The organism is Pontibacillus sp. HMF3514, from assembly GCF_009858175.1.
Lineage (GTDB): Bacteria > Bacillota > Bacilli > Bacillales > BH030062 > Pontibacillus.
In genome coordinates this window covers 1,151,341-1,166,622 of the sequence record NZ_CP047393.1, presented here as the reverse complement: position 1 = coordinate 1,166,622, position 15,282 = coordinate 1,151,341, and the positions used below count along the sequence as shown (strand labels likewise).

Below are 15,282 nucleotides of genomic sequence, written 5' to 3'. Positions count from 1 at the left end.
GTATATGAGGGTTAAACCATGGAAATCACAACAGAGCTCGCCTATCCAATCGTACAAAGAGTGATGTCATTCGTTGATTTTAATATTAATATCATGAACCATCGCGGCATTATCGTGGCCAGCGGGGATAAGAATCGTCTTCATCAAAGGCATGATGGTGCGATTCAAGTTTTGGAGTCGAAGGAAAAGATGGTCATTCATGAAGATGATGTCGACACATTAAAAGGTACCAAGCCAGGAATCAACCTCCCTATCACATTTAATCAAGAAGTCGTGGGTGTAGTTGGCGTTACGGGGAACCCTGATGAGTTGTATCAGGTAACGCGTGTGATTCAAATGTCGGTTGAAGTGTTGATTCAGCAAATTGATATGAACAACCAGACACAATATCGTCGCCAGGTTATGGAAGGATGGATTTTGGACCTGATTACCCCTGGAGATGTTCCTTTCGGTAAGCTAGATTCGATTGCTCAGCATTACTTACATATTCAACATCAGGAGCTATCCATGTCCGTTTTACTCCTACGTGTTGAGGAGATTCGAAAGCTTGAACATGTTCAGGAACTGCAGTCATTGTTGAGTGAGAAAGAAAAGCTCTTTAACATGATTTCGCTCGTGACGCAGAATCGGGTTTACTATGCCTATTTACAGGAAGGGCTATTTTTCATCGCCTTACCTGTTTCAACCGATCCAGATCAATCCAAAGCAATGGGCCAGAAGCTTGTTCGTTATATCACATCAGAAGGTTACACCCCTTATGTCAGTATGGGGAATGGGTACAAAACCATCGAAGGCTACCGGAAATCATACTTTCAGGCGAATCAGGCACTTCAGTTACTAGAACGATTCCAAAATACGCTAGTGTCTCACATAGAAGATTGGGGGCTATTGCGTCTAGTTGAGAGCGTTCCTGCCTCAACGCGCGAGGATTTTTACAACCAATACCATTCTCAACTCGATGGCTTATCGAAAGAATTGGAGAGAACGCTTCAGGTCTTTTTCAAATGTGACCTAAATCATAAGGTAACGGCGGAACAACTTTATATTCACCGCAATACACTTCATTATCGCTTAGATAACATTAAGCATAAAATGGAGCTTGATCCACGTAAATTTCATGAAGCGATGAAATTACAGACTTTGCTGTTTATTAAAACGTTACATACGTAAACTAGACGAAAACACTGCCACAACAGTGTTTTCTTTTTTATGCTTACCATCTATTGTGCACATGCACAAAAACAGAGCTTGTCCTCCCCAATAACTTCGTGCTCACACACATTGTGTCATCCCCCGTTAAAATTGTTTAATAATTATAAAGATTCTCACAGAAAGGAGGCAAAAGAAATGAATGTACTTATTGCTCCCGATTCTTACAAGGGTAGCCTATCTGCTATCGATGTTTCTTTGATTATAAAGAAAGCGTTTACAAATGTATTTGTAGATGTCAACTGTGTAACCGCTCCAATGGCTGATGGTGGTGAGGGCATTTTAGATACTCTTCTCTTTTCTACAAGTGGTCACGAAGTTCATCTTGAGGCGAATGGTCCTTTAGGTGACAAGATTCCCACAGTTTATGGAGTTTCTGGAGATGGTGAAACAGCGATCATTGAGATGGCAAAAGTAGCTGGTCTCCCCATGATTCCTAAGGATCAACAAAATCCGTTGCTGACAACAACTTATGGGATTGGTGAAGTCATACTACATGCCATTGATCAAGGCTACCGCAAGTTCATCATCGGGCTTGGTGGAAGTGCCACAAATGATGGTGGATTAGGGATGCTACAGGCATTAGGAGCTCGCTTCATTAATCGTGACGGCAAATCTGTGCAACCAATCGGAGCTTCGTTAGCTGATATCCATGAGGTTGATTTTAGTGGGATCTCCCCTATTCTTCAGGAATGTGAAATCAAGATTGCAAGTGATGTGGAGAATCCGCTCTGTGGCAAGGAAGGTGCATCCCATGTATTTGGTCCCCAAAAAGGAGCAACACCCGAACAAATTGAGGAGCTAGATCAAGGCTTAGCTCATTTTGCATCAAAAGTTGAGGAGCATTTAGGTAAGTCCTATCAAAGGACACCAGGTGCTGGCGCTGCGGGTGGTTTAGGATTTGGTCTTCTTGTAATTGGTGCTCAGCTCTACTCCGGTGCAAAACTGGTGGCGGATCAAATTCAGCTAGAAAACAACATAGAAAAAGCCGATCTGATTATTACGGGCGAAGGTCAAAGCGATTTTCAAACCCGGTATGGAAAAGTTCCGAGTTATGTTGGAAAGAGATCGAAGGAACATGGTAAGCCTTGTTTGTTGATCGCTGGAAGCTTAGGTGAAGGCATTGAGCAACTTGATGACCTTTTTGTTAGCTATCATTCGATCATGAATAAACCGATGAGCTTGGAAGAGGCCATGGAAAATGTAGAGGATCTTTTATATCAAACGGCAGTGAATATCGCAAAGTTAGTGAAAGCTTTCAAAACCAATTAGAAGGGATGAGAAAAGATGATTGAAGGACCGCTCTTATTTTTAATTATTGTGTTAGGTGTTGCATTTATTGTATTTGCTACTGCGAAATGGAAGCTACACCCGTTTCTAACCTTACTTGTAGCAGCGTTTGGAGTAGGAATTTCCTCCGGTATGCCACTAACGGACGTTGTTGCAGCCGTGAATGATGGGTTTGGCGGACTCATGGGCTACATCGGAATCGTTATTGTAGCCGGAACGATTATTGGAACCATTTTAGAAAAGTCTGGTGCGGCAATCCGCATGGCCGAAACGGTTCTCCGTGTTGTTGGAGAAAAACGTCCTCAGCTTGCGATGTCAATTATTGGTTCAATCGTAAGTATCCCGGTATTTTGTGACTCAGGTTACGTTATTTTATCAAGCTTGAAGAAAGCGCTCGCAAAACGAGCTAAAGTTGCGTTAGCTTCCATGGCCGTTGCGTTAGCGACTGGTCTCTATGCCACGCACACGTTAGTCCCACCTACTCCAGGGCCGATCGCTGCAGCTGGTAATATTGGCGCGAGCGATTATCTTGGAACGATCATTTTAATTGGTGCAATTGTCGCAATCCCAACGATTTTTGCTGGGTACCTTTGGGCAACACGTGTTGCAAAAAATATTGAGATTGAAGGCGAGCACGATGATCACATTGATTACGATGAAGTGATCAAACAGTTTGGCGACCTTCCTTCTACAACCAAATCCTTTGCACCTATCCTACTACCAATCTTACTTATCGGATTCGGATCTGTTGTGAAATTCTTTGGTTGGACTGGCGGCATTGCTGAGTTCTTTATTTTCTTAGGTGCACCTGTTGTGGCACTAATTATTGGTATTTTTGCCGCATTCCCACTCATGCCTCAATTAAATGAAGAAACGTTAACGAAATGGGTTGGACAGGGTATTACCGATGCTGCTCCTATTCTATTAATTACCGGTGCAGGTGGCGCATTCGGTTCTGTGATAAAAGCAACACCTGTAGCTTCACTGATCAAAGGCTTTGCAGATGGTGGATTGTTGAATGGAGCTCTTATTCTACTTATTCCGTTTTTTGTAGCTGCAGCTTTAAAGAGTGCACAAGGTTCCTCTACCGCTGCTTTAGTTGTAACGTCATCCTTGATCGCACCGATGCTCCCTACTATGGGCATTGAAGGTGCAGTCCCTCTAGCACTTGTTGTCATGGCAATTGGCGCAGGCGCTATGACCGTAAGTCACGTGAATGACAGTTACTTCTGGGTTGTTACGGAGTTCAGTGGTATGGAAGTAACAGATGCCTATAAAGCACAAACCATGGCGACATTGGTACAGGGCTTAACAGCGATTGTGTTCTCTATTATTCTATGGGTGATCTTGGTATAAGGTATTTAAGGAGCATTCCCTTGCGGGAATGCTCCTTTTTAGGTGCCATATTGGGTGCCTGATCCCCACCACGTTAAAGCATTAACACAGTGGGAAAGGCACTTTTTCAAAACTACTAAAATATCGGATCACATAAATCCACATGATCTTCATTTTCCGTCCATTTTGAATAGATTTCTAATGACCATTTATCAGGCACTCTCTTATAACCATTCTCTTCAATCCATTTGTGCAAATGAGAATAGACCTGAAAGATTTCAGAAGCATGCCCTTTAACGTTTAGCACTGCATACTTCTGTTCAGGGACAATTAGACTAACCATCCCTTCAGGAATATCCTCAAATTCATGAACCTCGTAACAAACCCAGTATCCATCATCTTCTTCTGAAGTCTCTGATGCTTTAAATGCTCCGATAAGTTTAACAGGCTCACAAATTTTTTTTATTTCCTTTTTACGTTGACCTAATGACATAGATGCTTCAGGGATCTCTTCCCCATAACCTGTCATATCTTCGCAAACTACACGAAATCCAACCAATTTCTTTTCCTCAACTTCTCTTACCCCCTTTAATGTTATAGGATTCGTTTTTTCCATCTCCTCAACCTCCTTTCTTTTCTATTACTTTCTATTACATACGTATTTCTCTATTAAGTTTTTATTTCCTTTTTTTCTAAATCCCCCCTACCATTTTTAAGTATTAACACAGTGTTAGGGGAAGGTACTTTTTCTAAAACTTTTAAGATGAAAGCGAACAAAATGATTACCATGAATAGATTAAACCGTGACAAGAGCACTTACATAATCTATTTATAAAGCATTTAATAAATTGATCGATTATTTATTCTTTAGGAGGTGCCAATATATATGTCTTTATGCTCTGGTCAACATCGTTTATCTGATATTATTCAAAACTGTGTATCAATTTCTGCCGATGGAATAGCCCATGTAATTTGGGATTCAGATGATTTAGTAAAGCCTTGTGGAACATTTACTGTGAAAGTTTTGCAAGGAAATATGCGTTATCGTATCAACTATGATAATAATCTTATATTCCCTATTTCAGAAGGGAAATCAGAAGTTACTACTATAGATAACCTCCGTAGGTTAGAGTTGGTTTGTGATACTTCAAATGAAATATGTAAAGCTGAATTCTGTCTACAAATTCATTACACATGTTGTTAATTTTTAAAGAAAGGAATGAACATGTTTGTCTACTTGTAAGTCATCTAACTTTAAAACCGATGTTTTTGAACATTGTTTCACCATACATTGTGGAACTAGAAAAACTCTTTGGGAAGTGAAAGATCAAACAAAAGTTTGTGGTTCTTTCACCCTTAACATTGAAAATGCTTGTGAATCTGTATTAATAATTGTTAATGGAATGCAAGTTATCTCTAAACCCCAATCTATAACAATTCCTCCTACACAACAGGGTGATTTAACCTATTCTTATACTTCCGGAAACCTTGAAAGTATTGAAGTCCTTTGTAATGATCCTGATCAAACAGAAGGTAAATGTAAGATCAACCTTTGTTTAAAGGTACACTACCTCTGTTGTTAAATCCCCCCTACCTACTGCAGTATAATTCTAATATTTTATCAAAAATTGCATCAATTTAGTGATAAGTCCAAGCAAATTAGCGCACTCACGCATTTCCTAATAATGACAAATAACCTTTATTAAAAAGGAGTGATATTAAATGAGTTTATGTTCTCCAAAAAGAAGAAATACAGACGTTTTAAAGCATTGCTTTCGATTCACTTGTGATGGATCAGGTTTAGATACACTACAAGATATATGGATTAACAATGGGTTAGTAAATGCTTGCGGAACATTTATCTTAGAAGCAGAAAACATTTGTGAAGGAGTTCGTGTATTTGTAAATGGTGAGGAAGTTACAGTTGATGATAGTGGTGCATCCACTCCAATAGAAGATGGAGAAACTTTAGCATTAACCGTTGATGATCTAGAATCAATACAAGTAATCTGCACCTCACCTAGCATTACAACTCAACAGTGTCGATTAAATTTCTGCTTAACCCTTCATTACGAGTGTTGTTAATTTAAATGAATAAAGGAGTGATATAAATGGGGCAATGTTGCAAAAAGCAAGTTATGTCATGCTCTAATAAAACGCTTGAAACAGATCAGTTTGAACACTGCTACACCTTCGACTGTGGCACTACAGAAAATAGTTTATGGACAGCAAATGGAATCGTAAACCCTTGTGGTTCCTTTGTTCTGTCTGTAGATCGAACTTGTAGCACTGTTGACGTGTTGGTTAATGGTGGGGAAGTTAAGTCTGATTTAACAGAGGGACAGTCCGTAATAATAACTTCTGACCCATTAGAAAGTGTAGAGATTAATTGTAACGGTGACACAGGTAACAACTGTAAAGTCTCATTATGCCTTACTGTCAATTATGAATGTTGTTAACCAATAAGGCTGTTTCTTAACAGCCTTTATCTTTATAAAAAAGAAGGTGGATCCATGAGTGAAACATATTTATGTTCTTCAAAACCATTAGAGACTGATACTTTCGAGCACTGTTATACAGTGAGTATTGAGGACTTCTCACGTGAAACTCTTTGGAAAAGTGATGCAATTAATCCTTGTGGTACTTTTGTATTTGAATTGTTAGACAGTGAAAACCGTATAGATGTAATTGTAAATAATCAAATAGTTGCAAATTTAGGACCAAGCTCTAACCCATTTAGTTTAAACAAAACAATCCTTACAGCCTCACCTTTGACTGATATCACTATATCTAATATTGGGCTGGCTACAACAGTAAAAATACAATTGAAACTACAACTAAATTATGAATGTTGTTAGAAATCTAAGGAGATGCATAACTTATGGAAAGTTCATGTTCTAAAAGAACTAAAAGTAAAGATGATATTTCTGAATGCTTCACTTTCGAATGTACCTCTGGAATAGTAAGATTTCTTTACAGAGCAGTAGGAGTTAGACCTTGTGGTACATTTACTATAAAAGCAGAGAAAGCATGCTCGCGTGTAATAATAAATGTAAATTTTGAAGATGTTGATGAATTATCAGAGGGGGAATCAATTACAATAACAATGTCAGATATTGAAAGAATCTCAGTTCGTTGTACAACATCAACCAGTCAACCAACTGGAATGTGCAAGGTAAGTTTTTGCTTTGAACCTAAGTACACATGCTGCTGATCATCTAGGCAAAGTGAATTCCTATAATTAATGCTTCTTGATTGGGTATTAGCCCTTCCGCAATGTCTCTTTTTATATAATATATAAGTGACAAAGAATCGGGAGGGTTTTGATTATGCAATTGGAAAGCTCATGTTTTTGTAAAGAATTAAATAAAATACCGTTCGGAGTTTATCTCACCCTCTCAATGCATTCCGGAAAGCATATCTGCGTATTACTATTATCCGTTGATAACCATTGTATCCGTGGTATAGCAGATAATGAGCTTCCTATTATTTTAAATTGTAATGATATATGCGGATTTAGTTGGGGAAAGAAACCTCATAAACCAAAGTGTGAACTCATAAAGGATGAAATATGTAATTGTTTTAAAATCCCCCCTGGACAATCAAAGGTTGTTTGGGACACCGAGCTAACTCCAGTGTTTGCTTCAATATGTGTTTCTTACGATAGCGGTGATTGCCAATTTATAAACGTAAAATATCATGAGAAAAATTCACCTTTTCATGTTCACCTTCATGATACAAAAGTTAAAACCGTTAAGAACTTAGATAAATTAATGATTTCTTGTCCATATAATACGGGAAAGATTTGCAAAGGAACATATTGTATAAATGTTTACTATAATTTAACTAACCATATATTGGATTAATTCCATTAAGACATAAGTCTAGTAAGTATTCTACTTCTATAACTTCGATTTTAAAACTGTAACCCCAAACCTTCGCCTCCTCCTTGTCCCAACCTCTATTTCCGCTAAAAACTCCAAAAGTATTAATATCTGTAATTAATCACAGACATAATAGAGAAAATGAAGAGCGGAAGAGTCTATTTGTTTTAAATGTCTGAAATATCATAACTAACATTAAATATTTAAGGAACGTTTTTAGTTATAAGCCGAGTCCTCACCACCCCGTTTAACATATATTAATAAATATAAAGGGGGTGTTATATTTTGAAATGTTCCAAAAAACATCGATTTACGGATGAGTTTAACGAGTGTATTCCTTTCAATTCTGCTGGGTTGGGATCCTTTGTTTTATGGGATTCAAATGATATTCAAAATACTTGTGGAACATTAATACTATCTAACAAGGAAAGTTTTGGGGGATCTATGACTATATTCGGTATTCAGAATGGAAGCACCGCGTTTATTTTAAACATTCAGGAAGGAGAGTCTATCGCCATATCAATAAGTGATATAGATAGAATTCATGCTGGTTGCTTGGCACCAGATGGTCAGTTGTGCAAACTTAATGTATGTTACAAAATTTCTTATGATTGCTGCTAACTAAGAAAGGAGGAATCTTATTGAATACCTGTGATTCAAAGCTTTCGTTAAAAAATAGGTCAATAGAAACTGACATTTTCGAACAATGTTATACCTACCCTTGTGATACTACTAATACTCTTTGGAAAAAATCAAATAATACTAAAAATGTTTGCGGATCATTCTCAATAAGTATAATAGAAGCTTGTGGACCAATTCAAATTTTTGTAAACGGACCCTTCGTTCGCTCTCTTGTTCCTGATAAACAAACTACTTTACTTTATACTATCTCTGACCTTGAGAGTATTCATATTAGGTGTGTTGACGAGAATAATTCTGGAGGGTCTTGTAAGGTAAACTTACGATTACAAGTTAATTACGAATGCTGTTAAGCTATTTCTAAAATGCTAGGTCATTCCCATTGTCCATTTTAAAACAGTACCTTACTCTTTTATAAACGGTAGAAGATATCCCTCCCCTCCTGAAAAAGGATATCCTTCTCCTTTTTTCTCTTTCAAATGATTATCTACATTATCCTATTTCTCCACCTCACGATTCCCCTGTACCATCGTCCCTCCACATAACGGGCAATCGATGGACTTTACTAACGTATCCTTATAAGTCTCAATACGCTTCCAGGCAATACAATCATCACTCGTGCATGCCCATACCAATACGGACACCTTTTCGCCTGATGTTTGATCCCGATTTTTATTCTTCTTATCCTTCTTAGCATATTTAATATTCCGTTGCTCAGGAGAGAAAACATCCATGATAAACCTTGAAATCGGTACCTGTTTCTCTCGAAATGTGCATGGTGAGCTGATATACAATTCCTCTTCTGCTCTGGTGATCGCCACATATGCAAGACGACGTTCTCCTTCAATAGCTGCGGTGATTTTCTTTTTCGAATCGATGACCATATCTTTTCGTTCATTGGCATCTAAAGCAGATCGATGTGGCAGCACATTCTCAGAGGCCCCTATTAGATAAACGACGGGGAACTCTAGCCCTTTTGATTTGTGAATGGTCATAACTTTCACAACATCCGCTTCAGGATTTTTTCGTAACGCTACCATATCTTTGTTCTTCTCGATGATTTCATCAACGAACGCTAGAAAATCATCGATCGTCTTATATCGGCTTGCTGAAGATTCGATCTCTGATAAGGTATCTTTCACCATTTCCTTATGCATGGTAAGGTTCTTTTTCTCATTCGCTTCTAGGTACTTATCATAAAATGAGCGAATCTCTCTTACCGCTTCAAGAGGTTTCATCTTTTTTATTCTCTCTAGTAATTGGATGCGTTCTTGGATTTGCTTTTTTTGAAATTCTTTCAAATACTGTAGATCCAGCGCGTGTGATAATAAGTTTTCCTTGGGTTGCCTGGACTCTTTGTTCCAAATAAAATCGGATGTTTTTTCCCGATTGAGATAAAGCGTTGGCAACATGCCATAAACAGCGTCCATATTCTTCGTATCTTGAGCTAAACGCAAGTGATCGATCACGGGTTTTACAATGGATTGTTCATAAAACGTATTCGTATCACCATAGGTAACGAAAGGAATCCCTTGTAAAACGAATTGATCAAAAATCGCACGACTGTTGCTATTGGCACGATACAATATCGCAAAATCTCTATAGGCTCGATTCCCCTCTTTTACCTCATTCACGATATTTTGGACAATTTCTTCTGCTTCCTCATTCGGATCTTTTGGTCGTAAAAAATAAGGGGAGGATTCATTTTCTTTTGAAGCTTGCAATGTCTTCTCATAGCGCTGTTTGTTGAACGAGATAACCTTGTTAGCCAACCCGACAATTTTGGTGGTCGAACGGTAATTTATATCCAGCTTATAGGTTTTCGTATTAGGGTACTGCTTGTTGAAATTTAATATAATGGAGGAATCAGCACCGTTAAACTCATAGATCGTCTGATCATCATCCCCAACGACAAACAGGTTATTTTGAGGTGCAGCGATCATTTTAATTAATTCATATTGAACAGGATTCGTATCCTGCCATTCGTCACATAAGACAAAAGAGTATCGCTTTTGCAGCATGTCACAAACATGCTGGTCCTGCTTCAATAAGTGATAAGCATCCAGCAAAATATCATCGAAATCCATATATCCTTCTTGATGCTTGATCTTTTCATACCTCGTTAGGATGTCTTTTACTTCTGTTTCAACTTGGGTTTGAGAAGGTAGTCCTTCGACCGAGATCATATTATTCTTGTAATGAGATAAGATCGCGAGCAATGATTCGGGTTCATAATCATCTTTTACATTCATCTCTCTCATAATGTTTTTCAAATAGATATGTTTACGCTTCTCATTACTTAAGATGTTCCGTGAATCCCCTCGTCCCTTTAAGAGTTTCAAGAAAATAGAGTGATAGGTTCCCGTGGTTATCTCTCTTACGTTTTTTGGAGATAGACCAGGCAACAACCCAATTCGTTCTTTCATTTCATCGGCAGCCTTTTTCGTAAAGGTAAGTAATAAGATTTGCTTAGGATTTACACTGTGGATCGAAAGCAAATAGCCAGCACGTGATGAAAGAACCCTGGTTTTCCCGCTTCCTGCTCCTGCTAATACCAAGGCAGGTCCTTCCAAGTGTCGAGTTGCTTTAAGCTGTGGTTCATTCAACTTCAAACCTTTTTGTTCTAAGGAGCGAAAATAATAGGCATCAGGTTCATCATCCCTCACCAATTCAACTGTCGTCTTTGTATTGGCTCGCTTAGCTTCATAAATTTCTTTTCTCGTAGCCCCTTCTGGGAAATGGCGCTCACTGTTTCCCTCTAATTCATTGGGAGTCATAGTTGAGTTTTGCATGCTTACACGTCCTAATAAATTGATGTGATAATAGTTTATCACGAAACGACAGGTGCCTGTCACTCCCCGATATTTGTCGAACACCTTTAATAAAAAATATTGGAGACGAACAAAAGGCTCTTAATATGCCATACAGTAAAATCAAGGAATATGTTGAGCAACATCCATGATTATAAAACTCTTCATACAAAAAGCTGACTCATAAAGGAGTCAGCTTTTTTCATTTTCTATCAACTTATCTAGCTATTAAGAAAACTCTTAACAACTTCCACCAATACCAGGTAAAGCTTTTATCTCAATTCCATGAGGAGCTTCACCAACTTCAATGGTTTCAATGACTTCTTGTTTCTCCATATCTATTACAGCAACTTTATTCGTACCATTTAACGTAACATAGGCTTTGGTTTGTTTTCGGTTGAAGGAAATATGCTTTGGTGATTCAAGTCCTTCAATCGTCTTAAGCGTTTTATTAGATTTTAGGTCCTTAATGGTCACACTACCTGCTTCCATATTGGTCGATACAAGCTGTGTTCCATCCTCTTTCAGCACAAAATCTGTTGCGCCCTCACCTACTTGAACCTCTTTATCTTTTTTCAAGCTTTTCGTATCAAATACCTCAATCGTACTGCTTCCGGCTGAAGCGACATACAACTTACTACCATCTTGATTCGTTCTTACGACACGTGGTGTTTGCTTCGTTTCAAGTGTGTCGACTTTCTTATTATTTTCAACAACATAAATGCGATTGTTTTCATGGTCACTTACAAAAATACGACCTTCATGAAGAGCTAAATAATTCGTTTTCGCTCCAGATCCCATATCAATCTTGTTAACTACTTTTTCCTTCTCTGTATCGATCACATAAACATATCGATCTCCTACCGTAGTAACATAAAGCTTTTTGTTATCCGGAGTTAAGGCCACTCCATGTGGTCGTGGTCCCACTTCAATTTCTTTAGTCATCTTTAATGACTTGGTATCAATTACCCCGACAGTACTGCTATTTTGGTTGGCTACGTATGCATTCCTCATCGTGCTACTGAACACAACATTTGCTGGTTTCTTACCTGTTTTAATTTCTCCAACCACTTTACTGCTTGGAATATCAATAATTGAAATTTTGTTATCTTGTTCACTTGGAACGTAATATTGAACATTCGTTAATTTTCCTGCTCCATTTTGTTTCTCTAAATCTGCTTGGGTCACCATCGCACAACCTGTAAGCACTAAGCATAACGGCATAATTAGACTTAACATTAAACGTTGCAACATGTTGGTCTCTCCTTCATAAAAAGTAACAAAAATTATTTTAACACATTATATATATTAATTCATATAAGTTTACTTTGTTTTTAATCCCTTGTAAAATTATCGGGATAATGTTACTATCGGTTGCAACACATGACATTTAGGGGGAAAACAGCATGAATATAAAGAAGAAAAGTTTAGCAATCCTTAGTTTATTACTAGGAATTTTTATTGCAGGGTGTTCAAGTAACCAGGACACGAATGCAAGCTCTGAAGAGGAAGGTTACGCAAATGGCGATTTATTAGTCGAAGCGTCCTGGGTCAAGGAACACAAAGATGATGAAAACATTCAATTTGTTGATATGCGCGGGGAAGGCTTTGAAGCTGGGCATATCCCTGGAGCAGTAAATATGACTTGGGGAGACTTAACACGTAAAGATTATAAGGTTGATGGATTCTTAGCTGACGGAAAAACATTTACAGAATCTATGCAAAACATTGGAATTAATAATGATTCCACAGTCGTTGTCTATGATGGAGGAAATAGCTTAGGAGCAGCTCGTCTTTTCTATGCATTAGAGTATTTCGGTCATCAAAACGTTAAAATTTTAAATGGTGGCTATCAAGCTTGGTTAAACGCCGGTAATGAAGTCGCTACTGGAAAAGCGAACCCAACAAAAGGGAACTTCCAAGCTTCTGCAAATAAAGAACTTCAATCATCTCAAGAAGAAGTGAAAAACAATCTAAAAAGCGATGACGTTGTGCTTCTAGATACACGTTCTGATGCTGAGTATACAGGTGAAAAAGTACGTGCCGACCGCGGTGGCCATATTCCTGGTGCTGTTCATTTAGAATGGAAGAATTCCATTACGAAAAACGAAGATGGAGTTCCTGTATTCAAGTCGAATAAAGAACTTCTTAAACAATTCGAAAGCGCTGGAATTGTAAAAGATAAAAAAGTTGTGCCGTATTGCCAAACGAACGTACGTGGCGCTCACACGTATTTCACTCTTCGTCTATTAGGCTATGAAAAAGTAAGTCCTTATGAAGGTTCTTGGGCTCAATGGGGTAATACAGCAGAAGCACCAATTGAAAAGTAGGTGATTGGATGAAGGAACTAGAAGGAATTAATCAAATCGACTATCCTGAATTACAAAAACTCGTAGACCATCCCACACCAAAGATTTTATTAGATGTTCGCGAGTATGAAGAATATGTTGAAGGTCACATTCCAGGGATTCCGTTAATTCCGATGAGTGAAATTGTGGACTTGATCGATGAGTTTAACAAAGACCAAGACTACGTATTCATTTGTCGTAGTGGTCGTCGAAGCCAGGAAGTTGCTAAATTTTTTAAGATGAACGGTATTGAATCTGTCAGCAACTACGAAGGCGGTATGCTCGAGTGGCAAGGTAAGATCGAAACTGGTGAAACCAACATCGTGAAAGAAGTTTCAGAGATTTATAAAACCACCTCAGAGGAGGAATAAGCATGAGTACAGAAGAGTTAAAAGACATTCAGATTGATCATACAGTGGACGGTATTGGCGAAGTTTGCCCTCACACATTAAACATCGCACTTAAAGCATTGAAAAAAGCAAAGCCAGGTGAGGTTGTTGTTGAGGAGACAGACCATTCTATTGCAACCAAAACAATCCCTTCTGCTGTTAAAATGAACAAACTTGCAGAAGTGCTTGGTATTGTAGAAGAGAACGGTATTTACAAAATTTATTTAAAGAAGTTGTAAGGTGATCGTATGGAGTTTTTCCTAATTGACAATTTTATCCTCGCAGCCGTTTTTGGCTTTTTATATGGATTTCTCATCCAAAAAGCTGATTTCTGTTTTGTGGCTTCTGTTCGTGATTTTATTAGCGTTCGTGACAGTCGCATCGGAAAAGGGGTCTTGGTTTTAATTGCTACGGCCCTTATCGGTTGGGGATTAGCCCTAACATTCGGTTGGGCGAACATTGGTCAGGTTTGGTCTGTTCCGGTTAGTGGGATGAACCTGATCGGTGGCGTTTTATTTGGTATTGGCATGACCATTGCAGGCAGCTGTGCCTCTGGTGCGCTTTACCGAGCAGGAATGGGATATATTCAGTTTTGGATTGTTATTGCTAGTATGCTAGCAGGAAATATTTTGTTTGCCCTAATCTATGATCCATGGGGAGCTGCGGTACAGCAGCCCCTTCAGGCAACCGAAAATGGCTTTTCCTTTTATCAGTTGAATCTTCCCTACCTTCTTTTACCTTTAGTCTTTGTTGGATTTATGTTATTTATTACGATCCGCCAATTTGGCTTTAAAGGTGTTATGCAAGGAGTGAAGGATTCCGTTCAAGACCTTAAAGGCAATCCACTAACAAAATCGCATTGGGATATTCGTCTTGTGGCGTTTTTACTCGGTGTCGTTGCGACATTGCAGTTTATATTGTTGTCTACCATTAGTATTACTGGACCCGAAACACGCATTGCAGGGGTAGCCCTCTCATTCGTGTTTGGTGAGGATTTTGTGTACAACAATACGTATTTAAATCAAATGTTTGCAGACTTCCCAACGATCGGTCTTGGACCTGAAGAAACCCTCATCATCTTCATGATTGTCGGTGCCTTCATCTCTGCTCTATTAAGCAAGAGCTTCAAGATCCGTTATCCAAAAGCAAGACGCCTTCCTTACGCAATTGGTGGCGGCTTAATCATGGGCATATCCTCCCGTCTTGCACCAGGCTGTAACATTGCTAATGTCATCCCTGGTTTAGGAGGACTTTCTCTCAGCAGCATCATCGTTGTGGTTGGAATGATACTTGGTGTCTTCATCGCAACAGCATATATCTTTAAAATGCCATTATTGTTATTTCAAAAGCTAGATTTAGATTAACAAAAGCTGAGGTT

At 38.5% G+C, this 15,282-nt stretch carries 19 protein-coding genes; 16 read left to right on the top strand and 3 right to left on the bottom strand.

Annotated features, from left to right (window positions below; genetic code table 11):
• Positions 1 to 18 precede the first annotated feature (18 nt).
• The 3 genes from GS400_RS06130 (at position 19) to GS400_RS06120 (ending at position 3,855) form a co-directional block, all read left to right on the top strand.
• Positions 19 to 1,170, top strand: a complete 1,152-nt coding sequence (locus tag GS400_RS06130; RefSeq protein ID WP_160099997.1) for a CdaR family transcriptional regulator — start codon at positions 19 to 21, stop codon at positions 1,168 to 1,170.
• A 177-nt stretch (positions 1,171 to 1,347) separates the two neighbouring features.
• Complete coding sequence (locus GS400_RS06125; protein ID WP_160099995.1) at positions 1,348 to 2,481, top strand: glycerate kinase; 1,134 nt, start codon at positions 1,348 to 1,350, stop codon at positions 2,479 to 2,481.
• Positions 2,482 to 2,496: 15 nt separating this feature from the next.
• The gene (locus GS400_RS06120; protein ID WP_160099993.1) at positions 2,497 to 3,855 is read left to right on the top strand and encodes a GntP family permease; all 1,359 of its coding nucleotides are present in this window, start codon (positions 2,497 to 2,499) and stop codon (positions 3,853 to 3,855) included.
• Between the two features lie 115 nt (positions 3,856 to 3,970).
• On the opposite strand, the gene GS400_RS06115 is transcribed toward GS400_RS06120, so the two are convergent.
• Positions 3,971 to 4,450 (bottom strand): GyrI-like domain-containing protein, encoded by a 480-nt coding sequence (locus GS400_RS06115; protein WP_160099991.1) that lies wholly within the window; start codon positions 4,448 to 4,450, stop codon positions 3,971 to 3,973.
• A gap of 270 nt (positions 4,451 to 4,720) precedes the next feature.
• Between GS400_RS06115 and GS400_RS06110 the strand changes: the two genes are divergently transcribed.
• From GS400_RS06110 to GS400_RS20440, 9 genes are all read left to right on the top strand, one after another.
• Positions 4,721 to 5,038, top strand: coding sequence for an S-Ena type endospore appendage (locus GS400_RS06110; RefSeq protein WP_160099989.1), 318 nt, complete (start codon positions 4,721 to 4,723; stop codon positions 5,036 to 5,038).
• Between the two features lie 25 nt (positions 5,039 to 5,063).
• Positions 5,064 to 5,417 (top strand): S-Ena type endospore appendage, encoded by a 354-nt coding sequence (locus tag GS400_RS20450; protein WP_370519758.1) that lies wholly within the window; start codon positions 5,064 to 5,066, stop codon positions 5,415 to 5,417.
• A gap of 139 nt (positions 5,418 to 5,556) precedes the next feature.
• Positions 5,557 to 5,919, top strand: coding sequence for an S-Ena type endospore appendage (locus GS400_RS06105; RefSeq protein WP_160099987.1), 363 nt, complete (start codon positions 5,557 to 5,559; stop codon positions 5,917 to 5,919).
• A gap of 26 nt (positions 5,920 to 5,945) precedes the next feature.
• Positions 5,946 to 6,293: an S-Ena type endospore appendage gene (locus GS400_RS06100; protein WP_160099985.1), complete on the top strand. Its 348-nt coding sequence runs from the start codon at positions 5,946 to 5,948 to the stop codon at positions 6,291 to 6,293.
• A gap of 54 nt (positions 6,294 to 6,347) precedes the next feature.
• Positions 6,348 to 6,692 (top strand): hypothetical protein, encoded by a 345-nt coding sequence (locus GS400_RS06095; protein ID WP_160099983.1) that lies wholly within the window; start codon positions 6,348 to 6,350, stop codon positions 6,690 to 6,692.
• Positions 6,693 to 6,715: 23 nt separating this feature from the next.
• A complete protein-coding gene (locus GS400_RS20445) occupies positions 6,716 to 7,048 on the top strand; it encodes an S-Ena type endospore appendage (RefSeq protein WP_370519757.1) in 333 nt (110 codons plus the stop codon).
• A gap of 115 nt (positions 7,049 to 7,163) precedes the next feature.
• Entirely contained in the window at positions 7,164 to 7,700 is a 537-nt protein-coding gene (locus tag GS400_RS06090) for an S-Ena type endospore appendage (protein WP_160099981.1), read from the top strand.
• Between the two features lie 303 nt (positions 7,701 to 8,003).
• A complete protein-coding gene (locus GS400_RS06085; protein ID WP_160099979.1) occupies positions 8,004 to 8,339 on the top strand; it encodes an S-Ena type endospore appendage in 336 nt (111 codons plus the stop codon).
• Entirely contained in the window at positions 8,330 to 8,710 is a 381-nt protein-coding gene (locus GS400_RS20440) for an S-Ena type endospore appendage (RefSeq protein WP_370519756.1), read from the top strand. Before GS400_RS06085 ends, GS400_RS20440 begins: the two co-directional genes overlap by 10 nt.
• A gap of 144 nt (positions 8,711 to 8,854) precedes the next feature.
• Here GS400_RS20440 and GS400_RS06080 read toward each other — a convergent pair whose 3' ends face one another.
• Both GS400_RS06080 and GS400_RS06075 read right to left on the bottom strand, forming a co-directional pair.
• Complete coding sequence (locus tag GS400_RS06080) at positions 8,855 to 11,149, bottom strand: UvrD-helicase domain-containing protein (protein ID WP_160099977.1); 2,295 nt, start codon at positions 11,147 to 11,149, stop codon at positions 8,855 to 8,857.
• Between the two features lie 258 nt (positions 11,150 to 11,407).
• Positions 11,408 to 12,421 carry a YVTN family beta-propeller repeat protein gene (locus GS400_RS06075; RefSeq protein WP_160099975.1) on the bottom strand — a complete coding sequence of 338 codons (1,014 nt, stop codon included), beginning with the start codon at positions 12,419 to 12,421 and terminating at the stop codon, positions 11,408 to 11,410.
• A 152-nt stretch (positions 12,422 to 12,573) separates the two neighbouring features.
• Here GS400_RS06075 and GS400_RS06070 point away from each other — a divergent pair, with 152 nt between their 5' ends.
• From GS400_RS06070 to GS400_RS06055, 4 genes are read left to right on the top strand one after another with little or no spacing between them, the layout of a single operon-like run.
• On the top strand, positions 12,574 to 13,497 hold the full coding sequence (locus GS400_RS06070; RefSeq protein WP_160099973.1) for a sulfurtransferase: 924 nt from the start codon (positions 12,574 to 12,576) through the stop codon (positions 13,495 to 13,497).
• Positions 13,498 to 13,505: 8 nt separating this feature from the next.
• Positions 13,506 to 13,886 (top strand): rhodanese-like domain-containing protein, encoded by a 381-nt coding sequence (locus tag GS400_RS06065; protein WP_160099971.1) that lies wholly within the window; start codon positions 13,506 to 13,508, stop codon positions 13,884 to 13,886.
• 2 nt (positions 13,887 to 13,888) lie between these two features.
• Positions 13,889 to 14,143, top strand: coding sequence for a sulfurtransferase TusA family protein (locus GS400_RS06060; RefSeq protein WP_160099969.1), 255 nt, complete (start codon positions 13,889 to 13,891; stop codon positions 14,141 to 14,143).
• A 9-nt stretch (positions 14,144 to 14,152) separates the two neighbouring features.
• Positions 14,153 to 15,268: a YeeE/YedE family protein gene (locus tag GS400_RS06055; RefSeq protein WP_160099967.1), complete on the top strand. Its 1,116-nt coding sequence runs from the start codon at positions 14,153 to 14,155 to the stop codon at positions 15,266 to 15,268.
• The last annotated feature ends 14 nt before the right edge of the window (positions 15,269 to 15,282 follow it).